The organism is Methylobacterium sp. WL19 (genome assembly GCF_008040005.1).
GTDB lineage: Bacteria > Pseudomonadota > Alphaproteobacteria > Rhizobiales > Beijerinckiaceae > Methylobacterium > Methylobacterium bullatum.
Map to the genome: position 1 here is coordinate 13,591 of NZ_VRVC01000002.1, position 15,003 is coordinate 28,593.

Genomic DNA, 15,003 nt, shown 5'->3' on the forward strand with positions numbered 1-15,003 from the left:
GGTCCATCGGACATCCGTCCGACTCGACGCCGGGTGTAGGCGTGGCATCTCTCGCCCCTTGAAGGCCCCGCCTTCCCGCGAACCCGTCGACGGTGGCCCGGACCGTCGGCGCCGTCATCCTGCCGGAGTAGATGATGAAAGTACTGACACTGGCCTGGATTCTGCTGGCTCTGACATGGGCCGCGAGCGAAAGCAGGGCCGAGCCGCTCGCGGGTCCACCGTCTCCCGGGGGCGGGACCATACCGGGCGCCGTGGCGCTCGACGACATCCCCGTCTCGACCGTGCCCCTCGGCCGCTTTCCCTATTTCGCGCTGCCAGCCGGCTATCAGCCGATGAACCCGCCCAAGACGCGCGATTTCGGGCATTTCCCGTTCTGGACGGGCACCGCGCTCCACGACGTCGACGGCAAGGTGTTCCTGTCCCTCATCAGCACCGAGGACGGCAAAACCTATTCGTCCTACGAGTTGAAGAAGAACATCGAAGCCGTGCTGACCCAGGCCGGCGGTCGGAAACTTGCCGACAGCAAGATCCCCGCTGCGATGACCGATACCCTGCCGGAGGAGGTCACGATGGGCATGTATGACGGGCTTGGCGACGTCTTCAACGAACCGACGCAGACATGGGTGATCCGCCGTCCGGACAAGCAGATCTGGGTGCATTTCGTGCCCGGCAGCAACAGCGCGAGCTGGACCATCCTCGAGACGAAGCCGTTCGCCCAGACCGCCTCCCTGCTGCCCGCCGATCAGCTGAAGCAGGACATCGACAAGACCGGTCGGGCGGTGATCCATGTCAACTTCGCCACCGACAAGACCGAGATCCTGCCGGATTCCGCGGCTCAGATCGAAGCGGTAACGAGCCTGCTGAAGACGAATCCCGGTCTTAAATTGGCGATCAACGGCTACACCGACGAGACCGGCTCCGCCGGGCACAACCAGTCGCTCTCCGATGGCCGCGCCAGGGCGGTGATGGCCAGGCTCATCGCGTCGGGCGTCGCGAAGGATCGGCTGAGAGCCAAGGGCTTCGGGGCCGCCAGCCCGGTCGCCTCCAATGGTAGCGAGGAGGGCAGGGCGAAGAACCGGCGCGTGGAACTGGTGAAGTTCTGACACGGAAACGTGGGGTGCCGCCGGGCCGGGAGGTCGTCTCCACCGGTACGGTCTCGGTGACGAAGTCCGCCTTACGCCGGATAGGGGCCGGCCGTGATGACGATGCGCTCCCGGCTCATGGCCAGACCTTGATCGCTAGGGGCCGGCGGACGAGGTCGCGGTCCGAGGTCACCTGGCAGCCCTCCCGGCGCAGCGTCACGTAGGTGAGGAGGGCGGTGTTGCCCACATCGTCGAAGTTGCGGCCGGTCGCCTGCGGATCGAGGATCGACGGATAGGCGATTAGGTCGCCTTTGGCCGCGCAGGGATCGTCGTAGAGCGTGGCGCCGGCGAGGAGCAGGCGCGGCTGATCCCAGGTGAGGAGATCCCGCGACGTCGTCCAATAGAAACCGGATTGCGGAACCTTGGCGCCGGCCGCGGCCATGAAGACGGCGATCCAGGCCCCCGTGCCGCGATGGCGCACCACCGCGCCCACGGGCAGGCCGAACGGCTCCAGCGGCTTGCACGGTTCGGAGAGCAGGGTCGGCTTGGTGTAGGGGTCGGGGAAGGCGGCGGTGAAGCCGAGCCCGGTCCAGGCCCGCCAGCGCGTCGGGTCGGAGGGCGTGTCGGTGCGGAACAGGCAGGCCCCGGCGGATTGCTCGCCGCCGCCGGACGACCAGCCCGTGGTGGCGATCAGCACGTAGCGCCAGCGCCCGTCCGCGACGATGTTCGATGGATTGAAGAAGCCCCGCTGCCGGCCCTGGCCCACCTCCTGGCGGAACGGCGCTCCCGCCACCACCACGGGGGGCCTGGCGCGGGAAAAGCTGCGGCCGCCATCGCCGGAGGAGGCGGCGACGATCGTGTTGTACCAGCACTCGATATAGACCTTCGAGCGGCAGCGGCCCTCGTGCTCGTTTGCCTGATACTCGTGGTGGAGGAGGGCCGCGACCGCCTTGCCGTCCTCAGTCCATGTGGCCGTGATCCAGGAGCGGTCGTCATAGGCCGCCGGATCGGCCTTCTCGCCGGAGTCGAGCACCACGGTGCAGTCGAGCTTCAACTGGTCGAGGCTCGGACCGCGCAGGGCCCGGTTGCGGTAATGCATCCCGAACAGAGCGACGCTGCCCGATGCGTCGCGGAAGGCACGGGCAGAGGCGTCCGGCACGTCCGCCCCGTCGCAGGCATCGCGCTCGGCCCTGAAGATCGTCGTCGGCGGACCGACGAGGGTGAGCGCCGAGAGCGGCGGCTCGGACCGCGCTGCCGCACCGTTGGGGAGCAGGACGAGCAGGAGGAGGGCGAGGAGCCGCGTCATCGGGTGAGCCTGGACATCGGCCCGAGTTTGGGTTTTGAACAATTACAGTCTGCTTCACCCGGCCTGGCGCGGCTCCCGCGATCCACAGGCGCGATTCGAAGGCATCCCATGCTCATCCTCATCCTCGGCCTCGTGCTGTTCCTCGGCACGCATGCCTTCTCCATGTTGAGGACGAAGCGCGCGGGCGTCATCGACGAGCTGGGCGAAAGCCGGTTCAAGCTCGGCTATACAGTGCTGTCGATCGTCGGCATCGTGCTCATCGCCTATGGTTTCGGACAATACCGCGCGGATGGCTACATCCAGGTCTGGAACCCGCCGGTGTTCACGCGCCATCTCGCGCTGCTGCTGACGCTCCTCGCCTTCATCGCCCTGGCCTCGGCCTACCTGCCCGGCCATATCCGGGCGCGGGCCAAGCACCCGATGCTGCTGGCGGTGAAGATCTGGGCGACGGCCCATCTCCTCGCCAATGGCGACCTCGGCTCGATCCTGCTGTTCGGCAGCTTCCTCGCCTGGGCGGTGATCGCCCGGATCAGCGCCAAGCGCCGCGCCCTGTCGGCCGGTGCGGTGGCCGCCCAGCACGGCGCCGTCGCGGCTCCGGCCGGCTGGCGCAACGACGCCATCGCGGTCGTGGTCGGCTTCGTCGTCTGGTTCGCCTTCGCCAAATACCTGCATCAATGGGTGATCGGCGTCTCGGCTTGGCCTGTCCCGGCCTGAAGCAGGCTGCATGGCCAGTCGCCAAGCCGGCCTGGCTGTGCTAGGCGCCGGGCTTGGTTTTCCTCAAGGCCGTCGATCGTATCGCGGTCGGCGTGAGACGACATGGCCGAGAACAACGAGTTTATCCGCGAGGTCAACGAAGACTATCGCCGCGATCAGGTCGCTCAGATCTGGAAGCGCTACAGCGGTCTCATCGTCGCCGTGGCGATTCTCGTCGTGGCCGGCGTCGGCGGCTATCGCTACTGGCAGCACGACCAGCGGGTTCGCGCGGAAGCCGCGTCCGAGAAGTTCGAGGCCGCCAATCGCCTCGCCAAGGACGGCAAGGGCGCCGAGGCCGACAAGGCCTTCGAGGCGCTGGAGGCCGAGGCTCCCGGCGGCTACCGGATGCTGGCCCGCTTCCGCTCCGCCACCGAGACCGCCAAGCGCGACGCCACCGCGGGTGCTGCCGAGTACGATGCGCTGGCAGCCGACACCAAGCTCAACGATGGCCTGCGCGACCTCGCCCGCCTGCGCGCCGCCCTGATCCGCCTCGATCAGCCGAACCCCGATCCGGCCCTCGCCAGCCTCCAGGGGCTCGCCGCCCCGGCCGGCGCGTTCCGCCACACCGCCCGCGAAATGCTCGGTCTCGTGGCGCTGAAGCGCGGCGAATACGATGCCGCCGGGCGCTGGTTCGACCAGATCATCTCCGATCCTCAGACGCCGGCCAATCTTCGCCAGCGCATCGAGGTCTACGCCGCCCTCGTGGCCGGCGGCCCGGTCACCGTGACCGCGGCCCCTGCGCCTGAGCCGGCCGCACCCCCGCCCGTGACGCGCTGAGCCGGTTCCGGCACGCCGCCTGCACGACGAATTTTCTCCGTACGACGACTGAATCGAGACCACCATGGACATGCCGACCGTCGCTATCGTCGGACGGCCGAATGTCGGCAAGTCGACCCTCTTCAACCGGCTGGTGGGCAAGAAGCTCGCCCTCGTGGACGATCGCCCCGGCGTGACCCGCGACCGGCGCGAGGGCGATGTCAACTTCGGCGGATTGGTGTTTCGCGTCATCGACACGGCGGGCCTCGAACAGGCCGATGCCGATTCGCTGCTCGGCCGCATGCGCGCGCAGACCGAGGCCGCGATCCTCGAAGCCGACGTCGTGCTGTTCGTCATCGATGCCCGCGCCGGCATCCTGCCGGCCGACCAGCCCTTCGCCGAACTGGTGCGACGCGCCGGCTGCCCGGTGGTGCTCGTCGCCAACAAGGCCGAGGGCGGCACCGGCCTGTCCGGCGCCTACGAAGCGTTCTCCCTCGGCCTCGGCGACCCGATCCCTTTCTCGGCCGAGCACGGCGAGGGTATCGGCGAGTTGCACGACGCGCTCACCGAGGCCCTGCCCAAGCTCGACGACGAGGACGAGGAATACGACGACGACCCGTCGAACCGCTCGCTCAAGGTCGCCATCGTCGGCCGCCCGAATGCCGGCAAGTCGACCCTGATCAACCGGATGCTCGGCGAAGAGCGCCTGCTCGTCGGCCCCGAGGCCGGCATCACGCGGGATTCGATCTCCCTCGACTGGGAATGGCGCGGCCGCCGCATCAAGCTCCACGACACCGCCGGCATGCGCCGCAAGGCCCGCATCGACGACAAGCTCGAAAAGCTCGCGGTGTCCGACGGCCTGCGGGCCGTGCGCTTCGCCGAGGTGGTGGTGGTGCTCCTCGACGCGACGATCCCGTTCGAGAAGCAGGACCTGACCATCGTCGATCTCATCGAGAGCGAGGGCCGCGCCCTGGTCATCGGCCTCAACAAGTGGGACCTCGTGGCCGACCAGCCGGGTTTGCTGAAGAAGCTGCGCGAGGATTGCACCCGCCTGCTGCCGCAGGTGCGCGGCGTCTCCGTCGTGCCCCTCTCGGGCCTCGCCGGCGACGGCATCGACACGCTGATGAAGGCCGTCACCGAGACCTTCGAGGTCTGGAACAAGCGCATCTCCACCTCGAAGATCAACGACTGGCTCAACGAGGCGACCCAGCGCAACCCGCCACCGGCGGTGGCGAGCCGCCGCATCAAGATCCGCTACGCCACCCAGGTGAAGAGCCGCCCGCCGCACTTCGCCCTGTTCGGCAACCAGCTCGACGGCCTGCCGAAATCCTACACCCGCTACCTCGTCAACAACCTGCGCGAGGCCTTCGACCTCCCCGGCGTGCCGATCCGGTTGTCGCTCCGCACCTCGAAGAACCCGTTCGACAAGGAGAACAAGGGCTGAGCCTCACGACCCGCAGGTCGTTTCACTCAGCCAATCGACTACGTCGTCCAGCCCCTGCCGATTGGTGCGGCCCGTCTCACGGGCGGCTTCGAATACCGCGATCTGGCGGTCGGCGCTGGTGCCCTCCCGAACGATGGTGCGTGCCCGCTCCACCTCTTCGCCGCAGCCGAGCGCGTCGGCATCTGCGTCGATGAGGGCCAGCATCGCGTCGAGGGCGTCGGCGAAGGGGAGGGCGTCTTCGCTGGCCTCGTCGATGATCTCGGCCTCCGTGCCGCTGCGTTGGGCGCGCCACAGGTTCTCTTCAGCCAAAGCGCGGGAAACGCCGTCGAGATCGGCGTTGAGGTCGGGCCGGCGCACGACACAGCGCACGAGGCAGCGGAAGAGTGCCGCCACCGTGAGCGCGTCCTCCAGCCGTGTGCAGGAATCCGCCACCCGCAATTCGAGGGTCGGGAACTTGATCGACGGGCGCAGGGACCACCACAGGAAGCTCGCATCCTGGATCGAGCCGGCTCGCGTCATGATACGGACGTAGCGCTCATAGGCGTCGGGGTCCGAGAAAAGCTGCGGCAGGCCGGTGCGCGGCAGCTCGCCGAAAGCGCTGAGCCGGTAGGCGGTGAGACCCGTCGGCTTGCCCTGCCAGAAGGGGGACGAGGCCGAGAGCGCGAACAGCAGCGGCTGGAACGGCAGCAGCCGGTTCATCAGGTCCACCCGCGCCTGCGGGTCGGGCACCTCCACATGCACATGCATGCCGCAGATCAGGCTCCGCCGTCCCGCCATTCCCACATCCCGCAGGATGCCGCGATAGCGCTCGCCCTTCGTCGGCAATTGCCGCGCCCAACCGGACACCGGATGGGTGCCGGCGGCGAAGAGCAGAAGCTCGTGCTCCTTCGCCAGACGACCGAGGGCGTCGCGCTGGCGTCCCAGGATCTCACGCGCCTCGCTGAACTCCGTGGAGGGCGGGGTGCAGACCTCCACCTGACACTGAAGCATCTCCCGCCCGATTTCGGGCAGACGCTCGCTCGCTTCCGTATGGAACGGCTTCACCGACCGCCGCGGCGTCCCTCGCGTCTCGGCATCGGCCAGGAAATATTCCTCCTCGATGCCGAAACGGTAGCTGTGCGCGGTCATGGAGGTTTCCTGCGGTGGATTAGCATCAACTCGCAGGAGGCGTCGTCGTTGCCGTCAGGTCCGCAGCGCCCCGCCCACCAGCCAGGCCGGGTCGAACCAGCGGTCGGCCTCGCCGTCATAGGGCAGGCGGGTGATGTCCCAGTTCTGGATGTACTTGGCGTAGACGTTCCAGACCGTGATGCCGCCGCCGACGAAGATGCGCCGGCCCGGATAGCGCTTGAGCACCTCCTCCGGGTCCTCGTGGCTGCGGATCACGTCGACGGTGCGATCCTTGAAGGCGAAGTCCGGCACCGAGGCCACGGTCTTCGGCCCGGCGATCAGCACGTGCCCCATGGTCAGCGCGAAGAAGCGCGTCACGTCCTCGACGAAGAGCGGATCGGTGTTGCCCTCCCAGGGCAGCTGCCCGTTGAGGCCCAACTGGCCGCGCAGGCCGATGGCGCAGATGCAGCGAACGTCGATCATGATGGAAACCTCGATGAAGGCGGGTCACTCCCTCCACCGACCTCATCCTGAGGTGCCGCGAAGCGGCCTCGAAGGCGGGCTCCAGATCGCGCTGCGGGTGCTGGAGCCCTCCTTCGAGGCCTGCGCTTCGCTTCGGCGCCTCAGGATGAGGTGGCGGGTGGGGTTATGAGGGGCAGGGAAGCTAAGCCGCCATCTGCGGCGTCAGCACGCGGTCGCTGGGGAAATCGTAGATCTTGCCCGATTGATCCCAATCCGGGCTAGCGAGCCGTACGAAATGCGGAGCGAGGTCGCCGGGAGTCTTGAGTGTGGTCTCGTCTTCGCCCGGCATCGCCGCCTTGCGCATGGAGGTGCGCAGAGGGCCGGGGTTGAGGAGCATGGCCTTGATGGCCGTCGTCTCGGTCTCCGCCGCATAGGTCCGCACCAGGGCATCGAGGGCCGCCTTCGAGACCGAATACGGTCCCCAATAGGCCTTGCATTTCTGCGACGCGCCGGAGGTGACGAAGATGGCGCGGCCCGCATCCGACATCCGCAGCAGCGGGTCCATCGAGCGCAGCAGGCGCCAGTTGGCGGTGACGTTGATGTCCATCACCTGCGACCAGGTCTTGGGCGTCACGTGGCCGAGGGGCGTGAGATTGCCGAGGATGCCGGCATTGCCCACGACCACGTCGAGCTTCCGCCAGCGCTCGTGGATGCTGAGACCCAGCCGGTCGATCGCGTCGAAATCGGTGAGGTCGAGGGGCACGAGCGTCGCGCTCGATCCCGCCTGTCGGATCGCGTCGTCGAGCTCTTCCAGTGCCCCTTGCGTCCTGGCGACGGCCACGATGTGCGCGCCCGCCTCGGCGAGGGCCAGGGCCGCCGCCCTGCCGATGCCGCGCGAGCAGCCGGTGACGAGGGCGATGCGGCCGTCGAGGGGCTTCGTCATAGGTCGGATCAATCCGCTTCGGCGAGCATCGCGAGACGCTTCGGCCCGGCGATGGCGAGGTCGGTCAGGCCGGTCGGGTAGTCGCCCGTGAAGCAGTGATCGGTATATTGCGGGCAGGATTCGTTGCGGCTCTCCTCGCCCATGGCCTTGTACAGGCCCTCGATGGACAGGAAGGCCAGGGAATCCGCGCCGATATAGCGGCGCATCCCTTCGAGATCATGAGTGGCGGCCAGCAGCTTCTCGCGCTCGGGGGTGTCGATCCCGTAGAAATCCGGATAGGTGATCGGCGGCGAGGCGATGCGGAAATGCACCTCCTTGGCGCCGGCCTCGCGCATCATCCGCACGATCTTCACCGAGGTGGTCCCGCGCACGAGGCTGTCGTCCACGAGGACGATGCGCTTGCCCTCCACCACGGCGCGGTTGGCCGAATGCTTCATCCGCACGCCGAGCTCACGCACCGACTGGGTCGGCTGGATGAAAGTGCGCCCGACATAGTGGTTGCGGATGATGCCCATCTCGAAGGGCAGGCCGGTCTCCTGCGCGAAGCCGAGCGCCGCCGGCACGCCGGAATCCGGCACCGGGATCACCACGTCGGCGGCGGTGGCGGATTCGCGGGCGAGTTCGTGGCCGATATTCTTGCGGACGGAATAGACGCTCTTGCCGTTCACCACGGAATCCGGCCGGGCGAAGTAGATGTATTCGAAGATACAGGGGCGCATGGGCTGCGCCGGCGCAAACCGGATCGATTCGATGCCCTCCTCCGAGATGACGACAATCTCGCCGTTCTCCACGTCGCGGATGAACTTCGCGCCGATGATGTCCAGTGCACAGGTCTCGGAGGCGAGGATGTAACGACCGTCGAGTTCGCCGATGACCAGGGGGCGGATGCCGAGGGGATCGCGAGCGCCGATGAGCTTCTTGTTGGTGAGCGCCACGATGGCGTAGGCGCCCTGGACCTGGCGCAGTGCCTCGGTGAAGCGCTCGACGATGAGCGGCGCGCGGCTGCGGGCAGCGAGGTGCAGGATCACTTCCGTGTCGGAGGTCGACTGCGTGATCGCGCCGTCGCGGACGAGGTCGCGCCGGATGGAGAGGGCGTTTGTGAGGTTGCCGTTATGGGCCACCGCGAGGCCGCCGCTGGCGAGTTCGGCGAAGAGCGGCTGGACGTTGCGGAGGATCGTGCCGCCCGTCGTCGAGTAGCGCACATGGCCGATGGCGGCCGAGCCTTCGAGATGCTCGATGGTGGAGCGGTCGGAGAACGAATCGCCCACGAGGCCGGGCCGGCGCTCGGAATGGAAGATGTGCCCGTCGAAGGAGACGATGCCCGCCGCCTCCTGGCCTCGGTGCTGGAGGGCGTGGAGGCCGAGCGCCACGATGGCCGAGGCGTCCGGATGGCCGAAAATGCCGAAGACGCCGCACTCCTCGCGCAGCGTGTCCCCGTCCCGGTCCAGCCCATCCACCACGTCGACCGAATGGCGGGCGCTCGCGCTGCGTGCTGACATCTGGTTCTGCGATCCTAAGGTGGCCCGCCGCTGCCGAGTTCGGCACCGTCCACGGACCGGCTTGCATCCTGCGACCGTTTTATGACGACGGCCGCTTCCTGCAAGAAGCCGTCATTTAGTCGGCCTTGGCCCAGCAACCAAGCGGCATGCCACGCAGATCAGACGCGCTGCGTGAGAAGGTCAGCGCCGGGCCGGCGACTCGGTGCGGCGTTGGGCGGGTGCCGCATCGCCGTCGGCCGCCGGTTCGGCGGGGTCGACCGCATCGCCCTTGGACTTCTTGAACTGCTTGAGGAACCCTTCCGGATTCTCGGGCAACTGCGCAACCAGGGCGTCCCCCGATTTCTCGAGCATCGGACGGCTGCGGGCCTGGGCCGCCCAATCGGGCATCTTGCCCTGGACCAGCCAGGCCAGGAACACCCAGCCGATCACGCAGATGAGGAAGCCGCGCCCCGCGCCGAAGACGAGCCCGAGGGACCGGTCGATCGCGCCGATGCGCGAATCGAGGATCATGTCGGAGACCTTCACCGTGATGATCGAGACGATGATGAGCGTCGCGAGGAAGATCGTCGCGATGGAGGCCACCAGCGCCACGGTGGCGTTGGAGACGTGCTGGCTCACGGTGGGCAACAGCAGGGGATAGAGCTTCCAGGCGACCGCCGCGGCGGCGACCCAGGCGACGATGGCCAGCACCTCGCGTGTCGCCCCGCGCACGGCGGCCAGCAGGGCCGAGATGACGACGATGCCGAGAACGGCCAGATCGAGAACGGAAAACGGCATTTAAGGCTATGGTCGCACGGGGCAGAGGGGCTGACGATCGCCGGCTCGTGCGGCTCCCCCTCGCCGCCGCGCCTGTATATCCTGCGGAATCTCGGCCGTCACCCTCCGCTACGTCCTCCCTTTCCCGGCCTCACTCGTCGTCCTCGTATTCGTACCGCGCCGGGTTGCGCTCGGGCCGGCCGCGTTTGGGCGCGCCGCTGGCGATGCCGGCCACCAGATCGGCGATGTGGCGCAGGGCCTCCGTGGGCAGGGAGCTGTCACCGATTTCGTTGCGGCCCTGCGGCGTGACGGCCTTGGCGAAGCCGAGCTTCAGCGCCTCCTTCAGCCGCGACGGCGCCTGCGCCACCGGGCGGATGGCGCCGGAGAGACCGATCTCGCCGAAATAGACGGTCTCGCCCGGCAGGGCCGCGCCCGACAGCGACGAGACCAGGGCGGCCGCCACGGCGAGGTCGGCCGCCGGCTCCGTGATGCGCAGGCCCCCGGCGACGTTGAGATAGACGTCGTGGGTGCCGAGCCGGATGCCGCCATGGGCCTCCAGCACCGCGAGCACCATGGACAGTCGGTTGGGATCCCAGCCGACCACGGCGCGGCGCGGCGTGCCGAGGGAGGAGGGCGCCACCAGGGCCTGGATCTCCACCAGCAGGGGCCGCGTGCCCTCCATGCCGGCGAAGACCGCCGTGCCCGGCGCCGCGTGGTCGCGTCCCGCGAGGAAGAGCGCGGAGGGGTTGGGCACCTCGGCGAGGCCGCGATCGGTCATCTCGAACACGCCGATCTCGTCGGTGGGGCCGAAGCGGTTCTTCACCGCGCGCAGAATACGGAAGTGATGGCCCTGGTCGCCCTCGAACGAGGCCACGGCATCGACCATGTGCTCCACCACGCGGGGGCCGGCGATCTGTCCGTCCTTGGTCACGTGCCCGACGAGGATCACCGCCGTCCCGGTGGTCTTGGCGAAGCGGATCAGCGATTGGGCCGAGGATCGGACCTGGGTCACCGTGCCGGGGGCGGATTCCACCGTCTCCGTCCACATGGTCTGGATCGAATCGATGATGGCGAGCGCCGGCGGGCGGCCCTGGCTCAGGGTCTCGACGATGTCCTCGACATTGGTCTCGGCGGCGAGATCCACCGCCGCGCTCGACAGGCCGAGGCGCTCGGCCCGCAGGCGCACCTGCGCCACCGCCTCCTCGCCGGAGATGTAGACCACGCGCTCGCCGGTGCGCGCCATGGCGGCGGTGGCCTGCATAAGCAGGGTCGATTTGCCGATGCCGGGATCGCCGCCGAGCAGGATCACCGAACCGCGCACGAAGCCGCCGCCGGTCACGCGGTCGAGTTCGCCGATGCCGGAGGGAATGCGCGGCGCCTCCCGCGCCTCGCCGGTGAGCCCTTCGAGGGGGAAGATGCGCCCATGCGACCGGCTCGGCCGCGTCTTGACCGGACCGGCCTGCGGGCCGCTCGCACCCGTCTCCTCGACGATCGTGTTCCAACCGTTGCAGGCTTCGCATCGCCCGCGCCAGCGATTGTAGACGGCGCCGCAGGATTGGCAGACGAAGGTCTGGTGGATCTTGGCCATGATCGCCTTTTGAGGAAGCACAGACGACAGTCTACGGCCATCCAACCCGCTCCCTCATCCTGAGGTGACCGCGTCAGCGGTCCTCGAAGGAGGCCTCCAGGGCCGGCGGCGCCATCTGGAGCCCTCCTTCGAGGCCTACGCTTCGCTTCGGCACCTCAGGATGAGGAGGTGGATGTGGAATCGCCGGATCAGTCGATGGACTCTACATAACGACGAACATATCGTGAACCAAGACCGGTCAGGATTTCGTAGCCGATGGTGCCGGCGGCGTGGCCGACACTGTCCACGTCGAGGGAATCACCGATCAGGATCGCGGGTTCGCCGCGACGGGCGCTGGGCGCGTCGGTGACGTCGAGGATGATGAGGTCCATGGAGATCAGGCCGACGATGGGGCAGGGCACCCCGCCCACGAGGGCATGGCCGCGCCCGCTCGCCGAGCGCGGATACCCGTCGGCATAGCCGATGGAGAGGGTGGCGAGCCGTCGCGGGCCGGGGGCGCGCCAGCGGGCATTGTAGCCCGCGCCGTCTCCGGCCGCGACGTCGCGGACCTGAGCGATCGACGCTTCGAGACGGACGACCGGCTGCATCGGGTTCGACCGCCACGGGGTCGGATTGCCGCCGAAGATGGCGTAGCCCGGCCGGAGCAGGTCGTTGGCGACGCCCTCGCCGAGATAGCAGCCGGAGGAATTGGCGAGCGAGCCCGGAATGCCGGGATAGGCCCGCAGGACGTCCCCGAACGCCTCGCACTGGCGCCGGTTGATCGCCTCGTCGGGCCGTTCGGCGCTGACGAGATGGCTCATGAGCAGGTCGATCCCGGCCGCTTGGATGAGCGGATCGCCGGCGAGCGCCAGGGCTTCGGGGACGGTGAGGCCGAGGCGGTTCATGCCCGTATCGACGTGAAGGGCGGCGGGAAGTGGCCGGCCCATCTCCCCCCCCAGAGCCGCCCATTCGTCGAGTTCCTCGCGCGATCCGAGGACCGGGCGCAGGGCGTGTGCGGCGAGGACGGGGCCGCTGCCGGGCGTGAGGCCGTTGAGGACGTAGATCGTGGCCGCGGGCAGGGCGGACCGGGCGACCGCGCCTTCGCTCGCATGGGCGACGAAGAACGTCCGGCAGCCGGCCCGCCACAGGACCGGCGCGACCTTCACGAGTCCGCAGCCATACGCATCGGCCTTGACCACGGCGGCACAGGGGATGTGCGGCGCCTGCGCGCCGAGCCGACGCCAGTTCTCTGCGATGGCCGCGAGGTCGATGGTGAGGTGGGCGCCGTGGATGGCGGCCTCCGGATGAGCGATCGACATTGCCGGGTCTCGTTCGAGCGCGGTGATGGGGCAGTCTCCGCTGCCTGCAAATCTCATGTGAGGAACCGGAGTCTACCGCCTCCCGCAGGGTGAGACATAGAGACGACGGTCTCTGTAGCGCCCCACCTATCCCCTTGCGGGGCTAAAGGATTCACATCGGCTCTTTCAAGCGGACCGCGTCCCCCTCCCTTGAGGGGAGAGGTTAGGAGTGGGGGTGGTTGGGTGACCCTCACTCGGCTGGCACGGCACCGATCACATGCGCGCGGGCATGCGGTCCTCGCTCGCCAAGTCCGAAAAGCGGGTGATGTTGGCGTCGAACTGCAGCTCCACCGTGCCGGTGGGACCGTGGCGCTGCTTGCCGAGGATGACTTCGGCCTTGCCGTGGACACGGTTCATCTCCGCCTCCCAGGCGAAGAACTCCTCGGTGCCTTCGCGCGGCTTCTTGTTGTTGACGTAGTATTCCTCGCGGAACACGAACATCACCACGTCGGCGTCCTGCTCGATCGAGCCCGATTCACGAAGGTCCGAGAGCTGCGGGCGCTTGTCGTCGCGGTTCTCCACCTGACGCGAGAGCTGCGACAGGCCGATGATCGGTACCGCGAGTTCCTTGGCCAGCGCCTTCATGCCGGTGGTGATCTCGGTCATCTCCTGCACGCGGTTGTCGCTGCGCTTGCCCGAGCCGGAGAGCAGCTGCAGGTAGTCGATGATGAGGAGGTCGAGACCCTTCTGGCGCTTCAGGCGCCGGGCGCGGGCGGCGAGCTGCGCGATGGAGATGCCGCCGGTCTGGTCGATGTAGAACGGGATCGTCTGCATGTCCCGGGCGGCATCGGTGATCTTGTAGAAATCCTCCGGCCGGATGTCGCCGCGGCGGATCTTGTAGGACGGCACGCCCGATTGCTCGGCGATGATGCGGGTGGCCAGCTGCTCGGCCGACATTTCGAGGGAGAAGAACCCGACGATGCCGCCGTTCTTGGTCTCGATCCGCCCGTCGGGCTGCTTCTCGCCCCGGTAGGCCTTGGCGACGTTGAAGGCGATGTTGGTCACCAGCGAGGTCTTACCCATGGCCGGACGGCCGGCGAGGATGATCAAGTCGGAGGATTGCAGACCGCCCATCTTGGCATCGAGGTCCGACAGGCCGGTGGCGATGCCCGAGAGCTTGCCGTCGCGCTGGTAGGCCTTGGCGGCCATGTCCACGGCAGCGGTGAGGGCATCGGAGAATTTCTGGAAGCCGCCATCGTACTTGCCCGATTCGGCGAGCTCGTAGAGCCGGCGCTCGGTGCCCTCGATCTGGTCGCGAGGGGAGGATTCCACCGGCGCCTCGTACGCGCCGTTGACCAGATCCTCGCCGATGGTGATCAGCCGGCGGCGGATCGCGAGGTCGTAGATGGTGCGGCCGTAATCGCCCGCGTTGATGACCGTGGTGGCCTCGGCCGCGAGGCGCGCGAGGTACTGCATCACCGTCTGGCCGCCGAGATCGGCGTCACCCAGATAGGTCTTGAGCGTGATCGGGGTCGCGAGCTTGCCCACCTTGATCAGCGAGGCGGCGACCTCGAAGATCTTGCGGTGGACATCCTCCATGAAATGCTCGGGCAGGAGGAAGTCCGAGATCCGGTAATAGGCGTCGTTGTTGACGAGGATCGCGCCGAGCAGCGCCTGCTCCGCGTCGATGTTGTGGGGCGCGACGCGGAACTCCTGCGTGACGCTCTGGAGGTTTGCCGTCAGGGCGTTGGGCAGGGCCATGGGCTGACTCGAGGCTCCGACTTCTTCGACACCGCGCGGCGAGTCCATCGCCGCACCATTCCGCTACCGCACGACCATGGCCCAGGCATGGTTAGCCGAACCTTAGCCGATTCGCGCGACGCGCCTTTCGCGCCACCCTCTCACCTCATCCTGAGATGCCCGCGTCAGCGAGCCTCGAAGGAGGGCTCCAGAACCCACCGCGCGAACTTGAGGCCTCCTTCAAGGCCTTCGCTGCGCTCCGGCACCTCAGGATGAGGTGATCGGACGGG

At 68.1% G+C, this 15,003-nt stretch carries 13 protein-coding genes; 4 read left to right on the forward strand and 9 right to left on the reverse strand.

Translation table 11 applies throughout. The annotated features are described in order from the left end of the window. The first annotated feature begins 131 nt into the window (after window positions 1–131). On the forward strand, window positions 132–1,103 hold the full coding sequence (locus tag FV220_RS00915) for an OmpA family protein (RefSeq protein ID WP_246689350.1): 972 nt from the start codon (window positions 132–134) through the stop codon (window positions 1,101–1,103). Window positions 1,104–1,218: 115 nt separating this feature from the next. Here FV220_RS00915 and FV220_RS00920 read toward each other — a convergent pair whose 3' ends face one another. Then, window positions 1,219–2,388, reverse strand: coding sequence for a hypothetical protein (locus FV220_RS00920; protein WP_147829079.1), 1,170 nt, complete (start codon window positions 2,386–2,388; stop codon window positions 1,219–1,221). 108 nt (window positions 2,389–2,496) lie between these two features. On the opposite strand from FV220_RS00920, the gene FV220_RS00925 reads away from it, so the two are divergent. The 3 genes from FV220_RS00925 (at window position 2,497) to der (ending at window position 5,341) form a co-directional block, all read left to right on the forward strand. After that, complete coding sequence (locus FV220_RS00925; protein ID WP_147829081.1) at window positions 2,497–3,102, forward strand: NnrU family protein; 606 nt, start codon at window positions 2,497–2,499, stop codon at window positions 3,100–3,102. Window positions 3,103–3,204: 102 nt separating this feature from the next. Beyond that, window positions 3,205–3,918 (forward strand): tetratricopeptide repeat protein, encoded by a 714-nt coding sequence (locus FV220_RS00930; RefSeq protein ID WP_056140476.1) that lies wholly within the window; start codon window positions 3,205–3,207, stop codon window positions 3,916–3,918. A 64-nt stretch (window positions 3,919–3,982) separates the two neighbouring features. Then, window positions 3,983–5,341: a ribosome biogenesis GTPase Der gene (gene der, locus FV220_RS00935; protein ID WP_018045062.1), complete on the forward strand. Its 1,359-nt coding sequence runs from the start codon at window positions 3,983–3,985 to the stop codon at window positions 5,339–5,341. 3 nt (window positions 5,342–5,344) lie between these two features. On the opposite strand, the gene FV220_RS00940 is transcribed toward der, so the two are convergent. The 8 genes from FV220_RS00940 to FV220_RS00975 form a co-directional block, all read right to left on the reverse strand. Then, window positions 5,345–6,469: a carboxylate-amine ligase gene (locus tag FV220_RS00940; RefSeq protein ID WP_147829084.1), complete on the reverse strand. Its 1,125-nt coding sequence runs from the start codon at window positions 6,467–6,469 to the stop codon at window positions 5,345–5,347. 54 nt (window positions 6,470–6,523) lie between these two features. Beyond that, complete coding sequence (locus tag FV220_RS00945; protein ID WP_056140480.1) at window positions 6,524–6,931, reverse strand: dihydrofolate reductase; 408 nt, start codon at window positions 6,929–6,931, stop codon at window positions 6,524–6,526. Between the two features lie 181 nt (window positions 6,932–7,112). Further along, entirely contained in the window at window positions 7,113–7,853 is a 741-nt protein-coding gene (locus FV220_RS00950) for an SDR family NAD(P)-dependent oxidoreductase (RefSeq protein WP_147829086.1), read from the reverse strand. Window positions 7,854–7,861: 8 nt separating this feature from the next. Next, the gene (gene purF / locus FV220_RS00955; RefSeq protein WP_018045057.1) at window positions 7,862–9,352 is read right to left on the reverse strand and encodes an amidophosphoribosyltransferase; all 1,491 of its coding nucleotides are present in this window, start codon (window positions 9,350–9,352) and stop codon (window positions 7,862–7,864) included. Between the two features lie 180 nt (window positions 9,353–9,532). After that, window positions 9,533–10,129 carry a CvpA family protein gene (locus FV220_RS00960; protein ID WP_147829088.1) on the reverse strand — a complete coding sequence of 199 codons (597 nt, stop codon included), beginning with the start codon at window positions 10,127–10,129 and terminating at the stop codon, window positions 9,533–9,535. Between the two features lie 130 nt (window positions 10,130–10,259). Next, on the reverse strand, window positions 10,260–11,696 hold the full coding sequence (radA, locus tag FV220_RS00965; protein ID WP_026176151.1) for a DNA repair protein RadA: 1,437 nt from the start codon (window positions 11,694–11,696) through the stop codon (window positions 10,260–10,262). Between the two features lie 188 nt (window positions 11,697–11,884). Further along, a complete protein-coding gene (gene alr / locus FV220_RS00970) occupies window positions 11,885–12,994 on the reverse strand; it encodes an alanine racemase (protein ID WP_147829090.1) in 1,110 nt (369 codons plus the stop codon). A gap of 252 nt (window positions 12,995–13,246) precedes the next feature. After that, window positions 13,247–14,734, reverse strand: a complete 1,488-nt coding sequence (locus tag FV220_RS00975; RefSeq protein ID WP_027172146.1) for a replicative DNA helicase — start codon at window positions 14,732–14,734, stop codon at window positions 13,247–13,249. Between the last annotated feature and the right edge of the window lie 269 nt (window positions 14,735–15,003).